This window comes from Saccharothrix sp. NRRL B-16348, from assembly GCF_001280085.1.
In the GTDB taxonomy this organism is placed as follows: Bacteria; Actinomycetota; Actinomycetes; order Mycobacteriales; family Pseudonocardiaceae; genus Actinosynnema.
On record NZ_LGED01000208.1, the window covers coordinates 174,042 to 187,326 of the forward strand.

Genomic DNA, 13,285 nt, shown 5'->3' on the forward strand with positions numbered 1-13,285 from the left:
AGGGACCGACCGCGTGGTCGGCCCCCTCGGTCCAGCCCACTAGGAGCTTTACCTCGCAGACACCCGTACGTGGGCGGCAGTTACCGACGTGGCACAGGGGTAGGGTCCGCAACGGCGATCTTCGGGATCACGCAAGGCCTGGTGGCGATACCCGGCGAAACCACGAATCCGGTGACCGCTCCTCGATTCGGCACCGCGGTCACCACGACGGTCGCCGTCACGCCACTTCCTCTTCGTCGTGGTGCGCGCCCGAGACCTGGGGAATCTGGTAGCCGACGCCGCGCACCGTGGTGATGAACGCGTCGGTGCCCAGCTTGCCGCGCAGGCTGCTCACGTGCGTGTCGATGGTGCGGCTGGACGCGCTCCAACTGCTGTCCCACACCTTCGACATCAACTCCTTGCGGGACACGACCGTCCCCGCGTTGGACGCCAGCGTGTAGAGCAGTTCGAATTCCTTGATCGTCACGTCGATGACGCGACCTCCCAGGCGCACCTCGCGCAGCGTGCGGTCGATGCGGAGCTTGCACAGGGAGATGACGTCGTGGTCGGGCCGCCGCGGGTGCGTGCGACGCGCCACCGCCTCGATCCGCGCGGTCACCTCGCGCAGCCCGCAGGACCCCGTCACCACGTCGTCGGCACCAGCCTGGAGCGCCAGCACGCGCTCCAGCTCGTCGTCCTGGCGGGTGATGGCGATGATCGGTGTGTCGCTGATCTCCCGGATCGCCCGGCACACGGCCAACCCGTCCAGGTCCGGCAGCTCCAGGTCGAGCAGCACCATGTCCACGGTCGGGTGCACCTTCAACGCTTCGGACCCGGCGGCCACGCTGCTCGAGTCGTAGCCCAGTCGGCGCAGTGCGCTGACGAGCAACTCGGCCTCGACCGATTGTCCCCCTGCCACGAGTACGCGCAGCATCGTCTCGACGACCTCCCCAGTTTCCACTCTCTGACACCACGTGGCCATGACGACGGACGCCCTGGACGAGTCGGCGGCGTTCCGGGGCGCGGTCGAACCGATGCCGCGCCTCGCGCCGCTATCGCGCGGTCTCCGCCGGCCGTGGGAACGGCCTGGCGCGCACCGCCGCCGGTACCACCATCGATTGCCGCGGTGACCAGCCCCACTCGTACCAAGCGCCACCCGGCACGTCAACAATTGTGACACCCCATCGCATGGCGGTCATATTGCTGCGCCGCGACGGTGATCGGGAAGCCGGGCTCACCACAGTGGTGGCGACGGCGGGCAATTACCCACACCGTCGCCGGATACCCGGTTCGGCCGCATGCCGTCGTTCCCGCCGAGCGGATTCGCGTATTCACGGGTGTCGCGCGTGACATTCACCACCGGCGGACGGACGAACGCCCGACCGGATGACACGCCGCGTTGACATTGCGTAACCGGTTCGGCATCGCGAAGCACGGCGGTCGGGGCGTTCCCGTGCCCGGCACGACTGGGCGGACCCGGAACTTTTCCGCCTGCTCGCGCGTGACAGGATCAAAGGATCCCTTGACAGTTTTTGACAAACTCCTGACGCGGCGAGTCTTGACATCCGATGCGGCGGACAATCGGATCGCCACCGCATCCGGGCGCACGGACGTGATTCCGGCGGAACGCATTCATCGGGCGCGCGACGGATCAGGGCGCGGGAGGCTCAGGACGCCTCGGCCGACGCACCGGCGCGCACCGCGTCCAGGTACTCGGAGATCGCGTCCCGGTTGCGGGTCAGGAAGTTCACCCGTTCGGTCATCCGGTCGCGCTCGGTCTCCAGCAGTTCGATCATCTCCGGGGTGGCGTCCGGGAAGTGGATGACGCGCGGCTTGTTCAGGCACGGCAGGATCTGCCTGATGATGCGCGTGGGCAGCCCGGCGTCGAGCAGCCCGCGGATCTGGGCGACCCGGTCGACCAGGCTCTCGTCGTAGTAGCGGTACCCGTTGGCGCAGCGACTCGCTACCAGGAGGCCCTGCTCCTCGTAGTAGCGCAGCAGTCTGCGGGACGTACTGGTGCGCTCGGAGAGTTCGCCGATGCGCATATGACCCACCTCGCTGTTCCCGGTCGACCTTCACATCGGTTCGCGGGTTCCAGCATAGGGTTCCCCGGCGGACCGCGGTACCGGCCACCCACACGGTGAGACCGCGCGAGGGCCGTCCGCCGCGTGGCGGACGGCCCTCGGTCCGGACGGATCGTCCATTGTGGATTCGGCTGCGGTCAGGGGTGCGCGGTGGTGGTGACGGGTGGTCCGACGAGGTCGCCGAGCACCTCGTCGATCCGGTCGAGCGACGCCCGGATCCACGGCAGCACCAGCGGATCGGCGGCGGCCAGGGCGGCCGTGCGCTCCTCGTCGGTGTCGCCGTAGAGCCGGCTGGTGGAAGCGCGCAGCCGCAGCGCGTGCACGGGCTCGCCGAACGCGCTGCCGGGCAGCACTCCGACACCGTGGCGCTCCAGCAACCACCCGGTCAGCTCGGGCCCGGTGCGCACCCCGTGTGCCTGCGCCAGGTGCTCGCGCAGCGGCTCGAAGTCGGGGTACAGGTAGCAGGTCGCGCGAACCGGGGACACGAGCGCCCCGGCCGCGCCGAGCCGCCCGGCCACCGCCCGGGCGACGGCGGCGTGCAGCCGCCGGGACGCCGCGACGTGCTCGACCAGCTCGGCGGGCTCGGAGAAGGCGAGCGTGGCGGCCACCTGCACCGGTGCGACCGGACTGGACCAGATCTGGCTGGCCACGCCCACCAGCCGCTCCCGCAGCGCGTGGTCGCCGTCGGGCAGGCGGGCCACGCCCAGGCGCCACCCGCCCAGCGCGAGGCTCTTGGTGAGCCCCGTGGTCACGACCGTGCGCTCGGGTGCGAACCGGGCCGGTGAGGGCGCCGGGTCGTCGGTGTCGAACACCAGGTCGCAGTAGATCTCGTCGGACACGATCACCAGGTCCAGCTCTCGGGCGACCTCCGCGAGCCGGGCCACCGTCGCTGACGCGGTGACCGTGCCGGTGGGGTTGTCCGGCACGGTCACCACGACCGACCGCACCTGCCTGCCGGCGGCGCGCGCGGTGCGCACGGCCTCCCGCAGCAGGTCCGGGTCGGGCACCCCGCCCTCGCCCGGCCGGGTCCGGACGGGGATGGGGCGTGCGCCGGCTAGGTGGGCGTGCGCGGAGTAGCTCACCCAGCCGGGCACGGGGATCACCACGTCGCCGCCGATGGCCAGCAGCAGCGCGTACAACAGCGGTTTGCTGCCCGGCCCGGCCACCACCAGGTCCGGGTCGCACGCCAAGCCGCGCCGGGCCCAGTAGCCCGCGACCGCCGCCCGCAACGCGGCGCTGCCGGCCACCGGGCCGTACGAGTTCTCGCCGACCGCGCCGGCCAGCGCCGCCGCCGGCAGGGGGTGGACGGGCAACCCGATCTCACCGCTGCCCATCGCGAGCACGCGCTGGCCCGTGCGGCGCCTGCGCTCCAGGATCTCGTCGACGGCCAGGGTCGCCGACATGGTCACGGTCTCGGGCACGATCAGCTCCTGGGGTTCGAGTCAGCTCGCGGCGTAGCGCTCCCGGAGCGCGGCCTTGCGGATCTTCCCGGTGAGGGTCTTGGGCAGGGCGTCGAGCAGTTCCACCCGGTCCGGTCGGAACCGGTCGTCCAGCCCGGCCGCCCGCACGTGCTCGCGCAGCTCGTCCGACGACGGCGCCCGCCCGCCGCTCGGCACGACGACCGCCAGGAGCACGTCACCGGCCGGCAGGCCGACCAACGCCGCCTCCGACACCAGCGGGTGGCTCTCCAGCACCGCCTCGACCTCGACCAGCGGCACGACGTGCCCGTCCCGGACGATGGCGTCCCCGGCCCGGCAGACGATCCGGATGCCGCCCAGGCCGTCGTGCCGGGCGAGGTCACCGGTGTCGAACCACCCCTGTGCGTCCAGGTGGGCGTCGAACACGTCCTGTCGTTTGTAGTAGCCGAGGCTCCGCGCCGCGCCCCGCGCCCACAGCCGGCCGATCGAGCCGTCGCCGGGCAGGCCCGTGGGATCGATGCGGACTTCCATCCCCGGTATCGCCCACCCGTTGCTGAACCCCGGCGTCGCTTCCGGGTCCTCGGTGCGGGTGATCGTCACCGGGCCGAACTCGGACATGCCCCACAGCGAGTACGTGCGCGCGCCCAGCACCTCCCGCAGGTCGTCGACCAACGCCGGCAGCACCGGCGCGGAACCGATGACCGCCTGCCGCAGGGTGCTGACGTCGCGCGGCCGCTCGCGCTGGGCGTCCCGCACCGCGACCAGGGTCGCGGGCGGCCCGTAGAGCAGGGTGGCGCGGTGCCGCTCGACCAGTTCCAGCAGCGCCGGGTTGTCCTTCACGTCCTGGAACGCGATCGTGCCGCCCACCAGGACGCCGGTCAGGACGCCTTGGCCGAACCCCGAGTAGTGCACCAGCGGCGTGGACACCGCCGCCACCAGGTCCTCGTCGAGGCCCAGCGTCGTGACGTAGCCCTGCAAGGCGCCGTAGAGCGTGTTCTGGCTGTGCAGCACGCCCTTGGACTCGCCGGTGGTGCCGGAGGTGAACAGCACCACGTACGGCTCGTCGGGGCCGAGCGCGAGGCCGTGCAGGTCGTGGCGCTCCTCCCACGGCACGTCCACGAAGTGCGCGTGGAAGTCCAGCGCCCCGTCGACCGGAGGACCGCCGACCACGAGGACGTGCTCCAGGCCGGGCAGCTCCGCCCGCAGCCCGACGACGACCTCCGCCAGCGGGTCGCCCGCCCACTCGGGGACGGTGACGCACACCCGCGCCCCGGTCATCCCGAGCCGGTGCCGCAGCTCGCTCTCCGGGCAGATCGGCGAGATGGGGCAGATGACCGCGCCGACCGCCATGCACGCGAACATCAGCGGGACCATCTCCCACCGGTTGGGCAGCTGCACGGCAACGAAGTCGCCGCGCCGCACGCCGAGCTCCAGCAGGGCGCCCGCGAACCGGTCGGTCAGCCGGGACAGCTCGGCATAGTCGAAGGTCTCCGTGCGGGACGCGGCGATCCGGCGGGCCGCGACGGCCGTCTTGTGCGGGCGTTCCCGGGCCTGGCGGCGCAGGTCGTCCAGGAACGTCTCGGACCGCCACCACCCCCGCCGCAGGTAGTCGGCCGCGCGGTCCTGGTCCACCGCGGTCACCGGCCCGCCTCGCGCCGTGCCGCCAGCAGTTCCGGCAGCGGGTCGCCGGCCCGCCCGGCGGCGATCTCCAGCAGGTCCCGCGTGTTGCGCTCGACGCGCGTGCCCACCCAGTCGAACACCCACTGCTTGCGGGCCTCGCCCGGCAGCTCGAACGGCACGGTGCCGGTGAGCGCCAGACCCGCCGCCGCGGCACCACCGACGTTCGCGACCACGTCCGGCACCAGCGTCACGCCCGCCGCGGCCATCCGGACCCCGGCCTCCGGGGTGGTGGTGATGTTGCCGCCCTCGACGACCAGCTGGGCGGTCAGCCGGTGCACGTTGTCGCCGTTGATCGCGTCCTTCTGCGCGGCCAGCACGAGCACGTCGGCGGGCACGTCCAGCCAGGCGTCGGGCTCGGCGGTCGCCTTGACGTTCTGCGGGAGCTTGGTGCGGTCGATCCGGCCGAGCGGGTCGGTGATCGCGATCAGGTCGTCGACGGGCAGGCGGTAGCCGCTGATGGTGCCGAACTCGTCGGCCACGCCCACGATCCGGTGGCCACGCCGTTCGAGGAACCGCGCCGCCGCGCGGCCCACGGAGCCGAAGCCCTGGATGACGACCGTGCCGGGTTCGTTGCGGCGCAATGTCTCCAGCGCGGTCACCGCCGCGACGCCGACGCCGTGGCCGGTGCAGTCGACCAGCGGTTCGTAGTAGGTGCGCCAGTCGTAGGGCATGGGCGCGGCGCGCGGTCGCTTGCGCGGGTCGTACCCGGCGGCGTCGAAGAACACCGCGCGTTCGGCCGGCCCGACCCCGAGGTCGGCACCCAGGTGGATGCCGCCGTGCAGCAGCGGCGCGACGGTGCGGCCGAACGTCTCCAGCGTCCGCCGGCTGTCCTGGCCGGCCACGATCCCGGCCTTCGCGCCGCCGACCGGCAGACCGACGAGCGTCAGCTTCTCGGTCATGCCCCTGGCCAGGCCGCGCACCTCGTCCTCGGTGACCGAGGACGTCATGCGGACACCGCCCATCGCCCACCCGTCGACCAGCGAGTCGACGACCACCCAGCCCTTGATGCTGCGGTTGTCGCCGTTGAGCGCGACGACGAAGGCCGGTTCCTCGACCTGCACCGCGTTGATGTCGAGAACAGTCATTTTCCTGACCCCCACGGTTAGTTGAACAGTTGGACGAAGCCCCGGAGCACGGACAGGCCGTCGGCGCGGAACTCCAGGTGTGCCTGCGAGCCGTAGACGCGGCCGTCGTCGGAGCGGATGAACTCCACCGGCGCGTCGTCGGACCAGCCGATGGCCTTGAACCCGAGCGGGGCCGCCTTCAGGTAGAGCATGTGGCGCTGGAACAGCGAGACCGTCGGCTTGGCCTCCGAGAACACCGGCTCCTGCTTGTCGAGGTGCACCTCGTGCCGGCCGACCCGGGACCTGCCCGGCACGAGTTCAGCGCCCGCGGCGGTGCCGATGATCTGCATGCCGCCGCAGATGCCCCACACCGGGACGGTCGAGGTGAAGACCAGGTCGGTCAGCCGGCGGTAGAAGTCGCTGTCGTACGCGCGGACCTTCGTGCCGCTCAGCACCAGCGCCTGGTAGCGCGGGCCGAGGCGGTCGGGCACCTCGGCGGCCCGCACCAGGTCCGTCTCGGCGCCCAGTACCTCGAAGCTCTTGCGGACCTGGGGGATCGACAGGCTCCCGTTGTCCACCACGAGCACACGCGGGGACGTCATGTCCAGTACTCCTCTCACTGCTGTGCGTTGTGCGGTCAGGTTCTGGTGATGACCGTCCCGGTGGACCCACCGAGCAGTTCCGACACGGGGGCACTGCCGATGACGACCCGCTCGACCCCGCCGTCCAGACCCTCGCCGGCGGCCCGCAGCTTCTTGCGCATACCGCCGGTGGCGCCCTTGTCCCGGAACTCCCGGGCGGCGGCGGCGCTGATCCGCCGCACCGGCTTGCCGTCGACCAGCAGGTACGGCACGTCGGTGACGAGGGTCAGCGCCGGTGCGCCGGTGGCCGCCGCGATGGCCGCCGCGGCCCGGTCGGCGTCGGTGTTGACCACCCGGCCCGCCGCGTCCCGGGCCAGCGGGGTGACCAGGACGCAATGCCCCTTCCCGTGGCCGGTCAGGGCGGTCGGGTCCACCCTCGCGATCGGGCCGACCAGGTTGTCGATCTCGACGAGTTCCTTGCCGCGCCAGTACCACCGCTCGCCGGGGCCCGCGTGCAGCGTGCCGTCGCTGCCCAGCAGCCGCGAGGCGGTGACGCCGTGCTTCTCCAGCCTGGCGATCACCTCGTCCGCCAGCGTCGCGCTGACCTTCAGGATGTCCTCGATCACCTCGGGCGTGGTCCACCTGCTCTGGTTGCCGTACCGGTCGCGCAGCACGGCCGACGGCTCGCGGTAGCGGGACGCCAGGCGCTTGAGCGGCTTGGACCAGCCGTGCACCAGCACCAGGGGGTTCTCCCGCGCGTGGCCGGCCAGGTCCTCCCACCACGCGTCGTCCATGTCCTCCAGGCAACTGCCGCCGAGCTTGACGACGGTGGCGTTCACGTGGGCGCCCGGTTCCGCGCTCATGCCGGCATCACCGGTTGCATGGTCAGGCCCGTCTCCTCGGGCAGCGAGTACCGCTTGTTGATCGCCTGCACCGCCTGCCCGGCCGCACCCTTGACGAGGTTGTCCAAAGCGGACAGCACGACGATCCGACCACCATCCGGGTCGTGCATGACCGCGACGTCGCAGAAGTTCGAACCCAGCGTCGCCTGCGGGTCGGGCACCGGGATCAGCGTCTCGTCGTTGCGCCGCACTCGGACGAACGGGTGCGAGCGGTAGAAGCGCCGGTACGCCCGGGACAGCGTGCGCTCGTCCACCTCGTCGCGGGTGAGCACGTAGCAACTGGCCAGCAGGCCGCGCACGTTCGACACGCCGTAGGCGGACATCGACACCGTGCCGACCGTCCCCGGCTTGCCGCGGCCGAGGAAGTCGCTCACCTCGGCGGCGTGCCGGTGCCCGGTGGGCGAGTAGGGCGCGATGGCGCCCGCCCGGAACGGGTGCAGGTCGGACGTGCGCAGGTGCACGCCGCCGCCGCTGGACCCGCTCTTGCCGTCCACCAGCACGTGGTCCAGGTGCATGCCCAGCTCGAAGACCAGCGGGGCGAGGCCCAGCGTGATGGCGGTGGCGTAGCAGCCGGCGAGCGAGATGAGCGGTGCTCCCACCATCTGTTCGCCGACCAGTTCCGGCACGCCGTAGACGAAGCGGTCGGCGAGGCCGTCGGCCCGCGCCACCTTCGGGTACCACTTGTGGTGCGATTCGTCGTCACGGATGCGGAACGCGCCGCTCAGGTCGATCACGCACGCCACCCGGTCGGCGAACAGCGCGGCCAGTTCGGCCGACACCGACGCGGGCGTGGACAGCAGCAGCACGTCGACCCGGTCGGCGACGTCCTCGGTCACCTCCTCGACCACCAGGCCGAGGTCCCGCCGCAACCCGGGGTGCAGTTCCGAGGGCCTGCGGCCGGCGTGCCGCGACCCGCCCAGGAACGTCAGCTCCAGGTCCGGGTGCTGGCACACCAGCCGGATCAGCTCGCCACCGGCCAGCCCGGATGCCCCGACCACGCCGACGCGGATCTTCCCGTCCCCGCTCATCCGAGCACCTCCCTGACGTACCGACCGATCGCCGAGGCGACGTCCACACCGCTCGTGGTGGCCACCGCCCGGAAGCCGGGCGCGTGGTTGACCTCGTTGACCACGTAGCCGTCCCCGGTCCGGAACAGGTCGATGCCGTAGATCCCGCCGCCGAGCTGTTCGACCACCGCGTCCACGATCCGCGTGATCGGGGCGTCCCGTTCCACCACGCTGTGGTGGGAGCCGATGGCCGCGTTGTTGCGCCAATCCGTGCCGTTGCTCTCGAACCGCGCGGTGGCCACGATCTCGCGGCCGACGACCAGGCAGCGGACCGAACCACCGCCGAGGAACGGCTCGACCAGGCACGCCTGTTCGAACGCATGACCCAGGTCTTCGACGTAGTCGTAGACGGAGTTCGCGGTGTCCGGGTCGCGGAGGAGGGTCACCCGCTTGCCCATGCCGCCGAAGATCGGCTTGAGCACCAGCGGAAAGGGCAGTTCCGCCAGCGCCTTGCGGAAGTCCTGACGCGACAGGACGAGGCGGAAGTCGGGCACCGGCACACCTGCCCGGCGCAGCAGGACCCGCAGCGCCAGTTTGTTCTCACAGGCCTGGATGACCGCGGCGGTGTTCAACACGGGGATGCGCGCGGCCTCGGCGAGCGAGGCCAGCAGACCGCCGCGGGTGTAGCTGCGGCTGCGGATCAGCACCACGTCGTAGCTCTTCAGCGCGTCGGCGTCCTCGTCACCGAGGCACAGCGCCTCGTCGTTGACCCACTCGACCTCCAAGCCGTGCTCCGGGCCGCGGTCGATGAGTTGCCGCTCCTCCCAACTGACGCGGTCCGCCACGATGGCGACCTTGCCACCCATGTGCTTTCCCCCTTCTCGGGAAGCGCTGCTCGGTCGATCACTGGCCCCAGTCGCGCAACTGCACCTCGACCACCTGGAGGACGAGCGTGCCGTCCTGGACCTCGTCGACCCGCAGTGTCAACAGGCACTCGGGGCAGGACATCGTCTCGCCCTGGATCATGGGCGGGGTGGACAGCGGGGTCTCGCACTCGGGGCAGGCACCTGCCAGCATCTGCGTCATGTCCGGTCCTCCTGTCTCGTCAGCTGTGCTGGAACTCGGTGGCGTGCTTGCGGATGGCGTCGCGGTCCAGGAGCGGACGGCCGTCCTCCTCCTGCCTGCGCGCCAACCAGGTGCAGAAGGCGTCGAGGTCGACGTCGAGGTCCGAACCGGACAGAGCCCACGCGATCAGGGGCTTGGTGAACCGCGTGCGGACGCGGAGCTCGCGGCGGTTGCCGACCTGGTCGGGCGGCAGCGTCTCGTACGCCTCGGGGTGGGAGAGCTGGCCGGGCAGCTCGTAGGCGAAGGCGTGCGGCGTGGTGGGGCCGGACATGAAGGACTCGCCGAGGCCGGACCCGCTCAGCGCCGCGTCCGTGAGGGCCGTCAGGTGCGACAGGTCGAACCGGTCGTCGCCGTAGACGACCCGCAGCGACGTCAGCACCTCGGCCAACGGGGCGTTGCCGCCGCGCTCGCCGATGCCGCCCGCGGTGGCCGAGATCCACTCGGCGCCCGCTTCGTAGGCGGCCAGCGAATTGGCCGTGGCCATGCCGAGCATGTTGTGCGAGTGGATCTCGATCTCCGCGCCGTCGATGGCGGTGAGGTCCGAGATCACGTCGTACATCTGCCACGGCGCCAGGTAGGCGACCGTCTCGGCCAGCCGGAACCGGTCCGCGCCCGCGCCGAAGCCCGCAGCCACGTACGAGACCAGCCGCTCCCTCTCGGTGCGCGCACCGTCCTCGCCGCTGAAGGTGACGTGGAAGCCCCGTTCCTTGGCCATGTCGATGGCGGCGTTCGCCACCGCGATGAGGTACTTGGTGCTCGGCGACGCGAGTTTGAGGGCGGCGTGCTCGGCCGACGTCGGGATCGACAGCATGACCGACCGGACGCCCAGGTGCTTGGCCTCGTCCAGTGCCTTGGCCACCTGCCGGCGGTCGCGCACCACCACCAGCGTGAGGCACTTGTCCGGGCCGACCGCCTCGTGCGCGGCCTCGATCATGTGGGTGTCGCCGGACTTCGAGCCGGAGATCATGCCGACCTCGACCAGCTCGACGCCGGTCTTGACCAGCAGCCGGGCGATGTAGGCCGTGGCCTCGGCGCCGAACTCGACGCCCGCCATGTGCGCGGAGTCGCGCAGCGTGGCGTCGGAGACGCTCGGTAGCGGCCGCGGTGTCCGCCCGCCGACGGCGAGGAGACCCTCCCCGTCGTGTTCTCTTCCTGCCATGACCGTCCACTCCTCCCTAGAGGAAGTGCTCCTGGGTTTCGCAGTGCCGACCGCGCGGGCGTTCCGAAAAAGGGTGGATTGCCGTTACTCGCGAATCGAGTCCGCGGCGTCCTCTGCTGACCAAAAGCTTGGTCGTTCGCGGTCGGCACGGTCAAGATCCGGAACGTCAGGCCTTTGTGAAGCTTTGTCATGCGGATGTCGGACGCCGAAAAGTCGTGCAAGATCGACGTGGGCGACTGTCGAATAGCCTTTTCGGCGCTTGTCGGCCGACCCGGCCCGGCATTACCGTGGGTCGAATACCGACGCAGCGGCCGCGGCCGAGTGCCACCTGGTGGATGGGTGCAGTCGCATGGCAGTTTCCACCCCGCTCCGACTCGGGATGGTCGTCCCGCCGGAGAACCCGAACGCCGAACCCGAGCTGCACCGTTTCCTGGGATCCGCGATGCACCTGCACGTCATGCGCTTCCCGCTCACCCCCGGCAAGGGGCTGCGCGAGATGCTGGAGACCTACGACGAGGTGCTGCCGCAGGTGCTGGCGAACTTCGGCGGCCTGCCGCTGGACGCCGCGGTCGTCTCGTGCAGCGGCTCGCACTACCTGCTCACGCCGAACGGCGACCGGGAGCTCTGCGCGAGGCTGAGCGAGCGCATGGGCATCCCCGTGCACTCCTCGACGCTGGCGAGCCTCGCGGCGTTGGAGGCGCTGGGCGTGACGAAGCTGAACCTGGTGTCGCCCTACGAGCCGTGGCTCACCGAACTGTCACGGCGGTACTGGACCGACGCCGGCCTGGAGGTCGGTCAGGTGGTCTCCGTGCGGGCCGGCGGGCGCCACGCCCCGTACCGGGTCACGACCGCGGAGATCGTGGCACGCCTGCGCGCCGAGGACCCCGACCCCACCGTGCCGCTGCTGTTCACCGGGACGGGCATGGCCACCGCGGCGGCGCTGGAGGAGTCGGTCCGCGACGGGCGCGGGGTGCTGCTCACGTCGAACCTGGCCAGCGCGTGGTGGGCCCTGCGCGTCACGGGTGCGCCCGCGGACGGCGACCCGCTGCTGGCCCGGCTGGCGCGCGCGGCGGCCTGACGGGCGCCACGCGCGCCGGGGTCAGCCGCCGTGCCCGATGCGGTAGCCGACGCCCCGCACGGTCTTGATCCACGAACTGGAGCCGAGCTTGGCGCGCAGGCTGCTGACGTGGGTGTCGATCGTCCTGCTGGACCTGGTCCAGATGTCGTTCCAGATCTTGGCCATCAGCTCCTTGCGGGAGATCACCGCCTCGGGGTTGGCGGCGAGCGCGCACAGCAGCTCGAACTCCTTGGCCGTCACCTCGACCAGCCGGCCGTCCAGCCTGACCTCGCGGGTCCGCCGGTCGATGCGCAGCAGGCAGAGCGAGATGAGGTCGGGGTGCTGCGGGCGGGCCCTGGCCCGGCGCGTCACGGCCTCGATGCGGGCCATCACCTCGCGGAACCCGCACGACCGCACCACGCAGTCGTCCGCGCCGGCCCGGAGCGCGAGCACCCGGTCGAGTTCCGTGTCGCGGTTGGTGATCGCGATGACGGGCGTGCCGCCGTCGGCCCTGATCGCACGGCACAGCTCCAGGCCGTCGACGTCCGGCAGCTCCAGGTTGAGCAGCACGAGGTCGGTGCCGCGGTGCGCGCGGCGCGCCTCGGTCCCGGTGGTCACGGTGGTCACGTCGTAGCCCTGCCTGCGGAGGTCGCGCGCCAGCGCACCGCTCCCCTGGCCCTTCTGCTCGACGATGAGCAACTGCATGGCGACCACTTATCGGGAGGGCCGGCCGCGACGCGCGAGTCCGGCGACCCGGCCACCGGCGGACCACGTCGGATCGTCACCCGACCGTCGCGGTAATCGGCCGGGCCGGGCCGGGCCGCCGCCCGTTCCCGGCGAATTCCCGCCAACGTCCACCTGTCGTGGGCACCACGAACCCATATTCCCCATCCCCCTCGTTCGGCAGACCGCACGGAATCACTCGACCCTCGACGTGCTCCCCAAGGTAATCAGTGAACCGCACCCGGTCGGTCCCGCCAAACAGACCAACTCTCCGCACTCGTGGCGGCGTTCCGCAATCGGTCTCCGGGTTCCTGTCGGAATGGCGGCAGCCGCGTTCGCGGACGGGAAACAACCCGAGTCGCGAGCACGGCGACCGGACGCGCGGCGTACGGTGGTGCGTGTCTCCGTAACGCGGTGGCGGGCTCGGGCACCGGTCACCACAGGCTGTGACCTACGTCACATCGAGCGGGCTTGACCTTCACATTTATGTGAGGCTTTGAGCATAC

General features: G+C 71.4%; 13 protein-coding genes. 1 reads left to right on the top strand and 12 read right to left on the bottom strand.

The window, feature by feature from the left end:
- Nucleotides 1-217: 217 nt before the first annotated feature.
- The 11 genes from ADK67_RS25880 to ADK67_RS25930 form a co-directional block, all read right to left on the bottom strand.
- Nucleotides 218-940, bottom strand: a complete 723-nt coding sequence (locus tag ADK67_RS25880) for a response regulator transcription factor (protein ID WP_231648356.1) — start codon at nucleotides 938-940, stop codon at nucleotides 218-220.
- Nucleotides 941-1,646: 706 nt separating this feature from the next.
- A complete protein-coding gene (locus ADK67_RS25885) occupies nucleotides 1,647-2,024 on the bottom strand; it encodes a MerR family transcriptional regulator (RefSeq protein ID WP_053719092.1) in 378 nt (125 codons plus the stop codon).
- 176 nt (nucleotides 2,025-2,200) lie between these two features.
- Entirely contained in the window at nucleotides 2,201-3,484 is a 1,284-nt protein-coding gene (locus tag ADK67_RS25890; RefSeq protein ID WP_231648357.1) for a pyridoxal phosphate-dependent aminotransferase, read from the bottom strand.
- A gap of 21 nt (nucleotides 3,485-3,505) precedes the next feature.
- Nucleotides 3,506-5,122 (bottom strand): AMP-binding protein, encoded by a 1,617-nt coding sequence (locus ADK67_RS25895; RefSeq protein ID WP_053719093.1) that lies wholly within the window; start codon nucleotides 5,120-5,122, stop codon nucleotides 3,506-3,508.
- Complete coding sequence (locus tag ADK67_RS25900) at nucleotides 5,119-6,246, bottom strand: Glu/Leu/Phe/Val dehydrogenase dimerization domain-containing protein (RefSeq protein WP_053719094.1); 1,128 nt, start codon at nucleotides 6,244-6,246, stop codon at nucleotides 5,119-5,121. The genes ADK67_RS25895 and ADK67_RS25900 overlap by 4 nt, the downstream gene beginning before the upstream one ends.
- 17 nt (nucleotides 6,247-6,263) lie before the next feature.
- The gene (locus ADK67_RS25905) at nucleotides 6,264-6,827 is read right to left on the bottom strand and encodes a type 1 glutamine amidotransferase (RefSeq protein ID WP_053719095.1); all 564 of its coding nucleotides are present in this window, start codon (nucleotides 6,825-6,827) and stop codon (nucleotides 6,264-6,266) included.
- A 35-nt stretch (nucleotides 6,828-6,862) separates the two neighbouring features.
- Nucleotides 6,863-7,669 carry an amino acid kinase family protein gene (locus tag ADK67_RS25910; protein ID WP_053719096.1) on the bottom strand — a complete coding sequence of 269 codons (807 nt, stop codon included), beginning with the start codon at nucleotides 7,667-7,669 and terminating at the stop codon, nucleotides 6,863-6,865.
- Complete coding sequence (argC, locus tag ADK67_RS25915) at nucleotides 7,666-8,736, bottom strand: N-acetyl-gamma-glutamyl-phosphate reductase (protein ID WP_053719097.1); 1,071 nt, start codon at nucleotides 8,734-8,736, stop codon at nucleotides 7,666-7,668. The genes ADK67_RS25910 and argC overlap by 4 nt, the downstream gene beginning before the upstream one ends.
- Nucleotides 8,733-9,581: an ATP-grasp domain-containing protein gene (locus ADK67_RS25920; RefSeq protein ID WP_053719098.1), complete on the bottom strand. Its 849-nt coding sequence runs from the start codon at nucleotides 9,579-9,581 to the stop codon at nucleotides 8,733-8,735. Before ADK67_RS25920 ends, argC begins: the two co-directional genes overlap by 4 nt.
- 37 nt (nucleotides 9,582-9,618) lie before the next feature.
- A complete protein-coding gene (locus tag ADK67_RS25925) occupies nucleotides 9,619-9,801 on the bottom strand; it encodes a lysine biosynthesis protein LysW (RefSeq protein ID WP_053719099.1) in 183 nt (60 codons plus the stop codon).
- A 19-nt stretch (nucleotides 9,802-9,820) separates the two neighbouring features.
- Nucleotides 9,821-10,999 carry an isopropylmalate synthase gene (locus tag ADK67_RS25930; RefSeq protein ID WP_082403778.1) on the bottom strand — a complete coding sequence of 393 codons (1,179 nt, stop codon included), beginning with the start codon at nucleotides 10,997-10,999 and terminating at the stop codon, nucleotides 9,821-9,823.
- A gap of 349 nt (nucleotides 11,000-11,348) precedes the next feature.
- Between ADK67_RS25930 and ADK67_RS25935 the strand changes: the two genes are divergently transcribed.
- The gene (locus ADK67_RS25935; RefSeq protein ID WP_053719101.1) at nucleotides 11,349-12,077 is read left to right on the top strand and encodes a maleate cis-trans isomerase family protein; all 729 of its coding nucleotides are present in this window, start codon (nucleotides 11,349-11,351) and stop codon (nucleotides 12,075-12,077) included.
- Nucleotides 12,078-12,098: 21 nt separating this feature from the next.
- Here ADK67_RS25935 and ADK67_RS25940 read toward each other — a convergent pair whose 3' ends face one another.
- Nucleotides 12,099-12,761 (bottom strand): response regulator transcription factor, encoded by a 663-nt coding sequence (locus ADK67_RS25940; protein WP_053719102.1) that lies wholly within the window; start codon nucleotides 12,759-12,761, stop codon nucleotides 12,099-12,101.
- Nucleotides 12,762-13,285 lie beyond the last annotated feature (524 nt).

What these genes read in the sequence shown, in the direction of transcription:
- ADK67_RS25940 (WP_053719102.1), bottom strand. Translation starts at nt 12,761, where the DNA reads ATGCAGTTGCTCATCGTCGAGCAGAAGGGCCAGGGGAGCGGTGCGCTG.
- ADK67_RS25910 (WP_053719096.1), bottom strand. Translation starts at nt 7,669, where the DNA reads ATGAGCGCGGAACCGGGCGCCCACGTGAACGCCACCGTCGTCAAGCTC.
- ADK67_RS25935 (WP_053719101.1), top strand. Translation starts at nt 11,349, where the DNA reads ATGGCAGTTTCCACCCCGCTCCGACTCGGGATGGTCGTCCCGCCGGAG.
- ADK67_RS25930 (WP_082403778.1), bottom strand. Translation starts at nt 10,999, where the DNA reads ATGGCAGGAAGAGAACACGACGGGGAGGGTCTCCTCGCCGTCGGCGGG.
- ADK67_RS25885 (WP_053719092.1), bottom strand. Translation starts at nt 2,024, where the DNA reads ATGCGCATCGGCGAACTCTCCGAGCGCACCAGTACGTCCCGCAGACTG.
- ADK67_RS25925 (WP_053719099.1), bottom strand. Translation starts at nt 9,801, where the DNA reads ATGACGCAGATGCTGGCAGGTGCCTGCCCCGAGTGCGAGACCCCGCTG.
- argC (WP_053719097.1), bottom strand. Translation starts at nt 8,736, where the DNA reads ATGAGCGGGGACGGGAAGATCCGCGTCGGCGTGGTCGGGGCATCCGGG.
- ADK67_RS25920 (WP_053719098.1), bottom strand. Translation starts at nt 9,581, where the DNA reads ATGGGTGGCAAGGTCGCCATCGTGGCGGACCGCGTCAGTTGGGAGGAG.
- ADK67_RS25905 (WP_053719095.1), bottom strand. Translation starts at nt 6,827, where the DNA reads ATGACGTCCCCGCGTGTGCTCGTGGTGGACAACGGGAGCCTGTCGATC.
- ADK67_RS25900 (WP_053719094.1), bottom strand. Translation starts at nt 6,246, where the DNA reads ATGACTGTTCTCGACATCAACGCGGTGCAGGTCGAGGAACCGGCCTTC.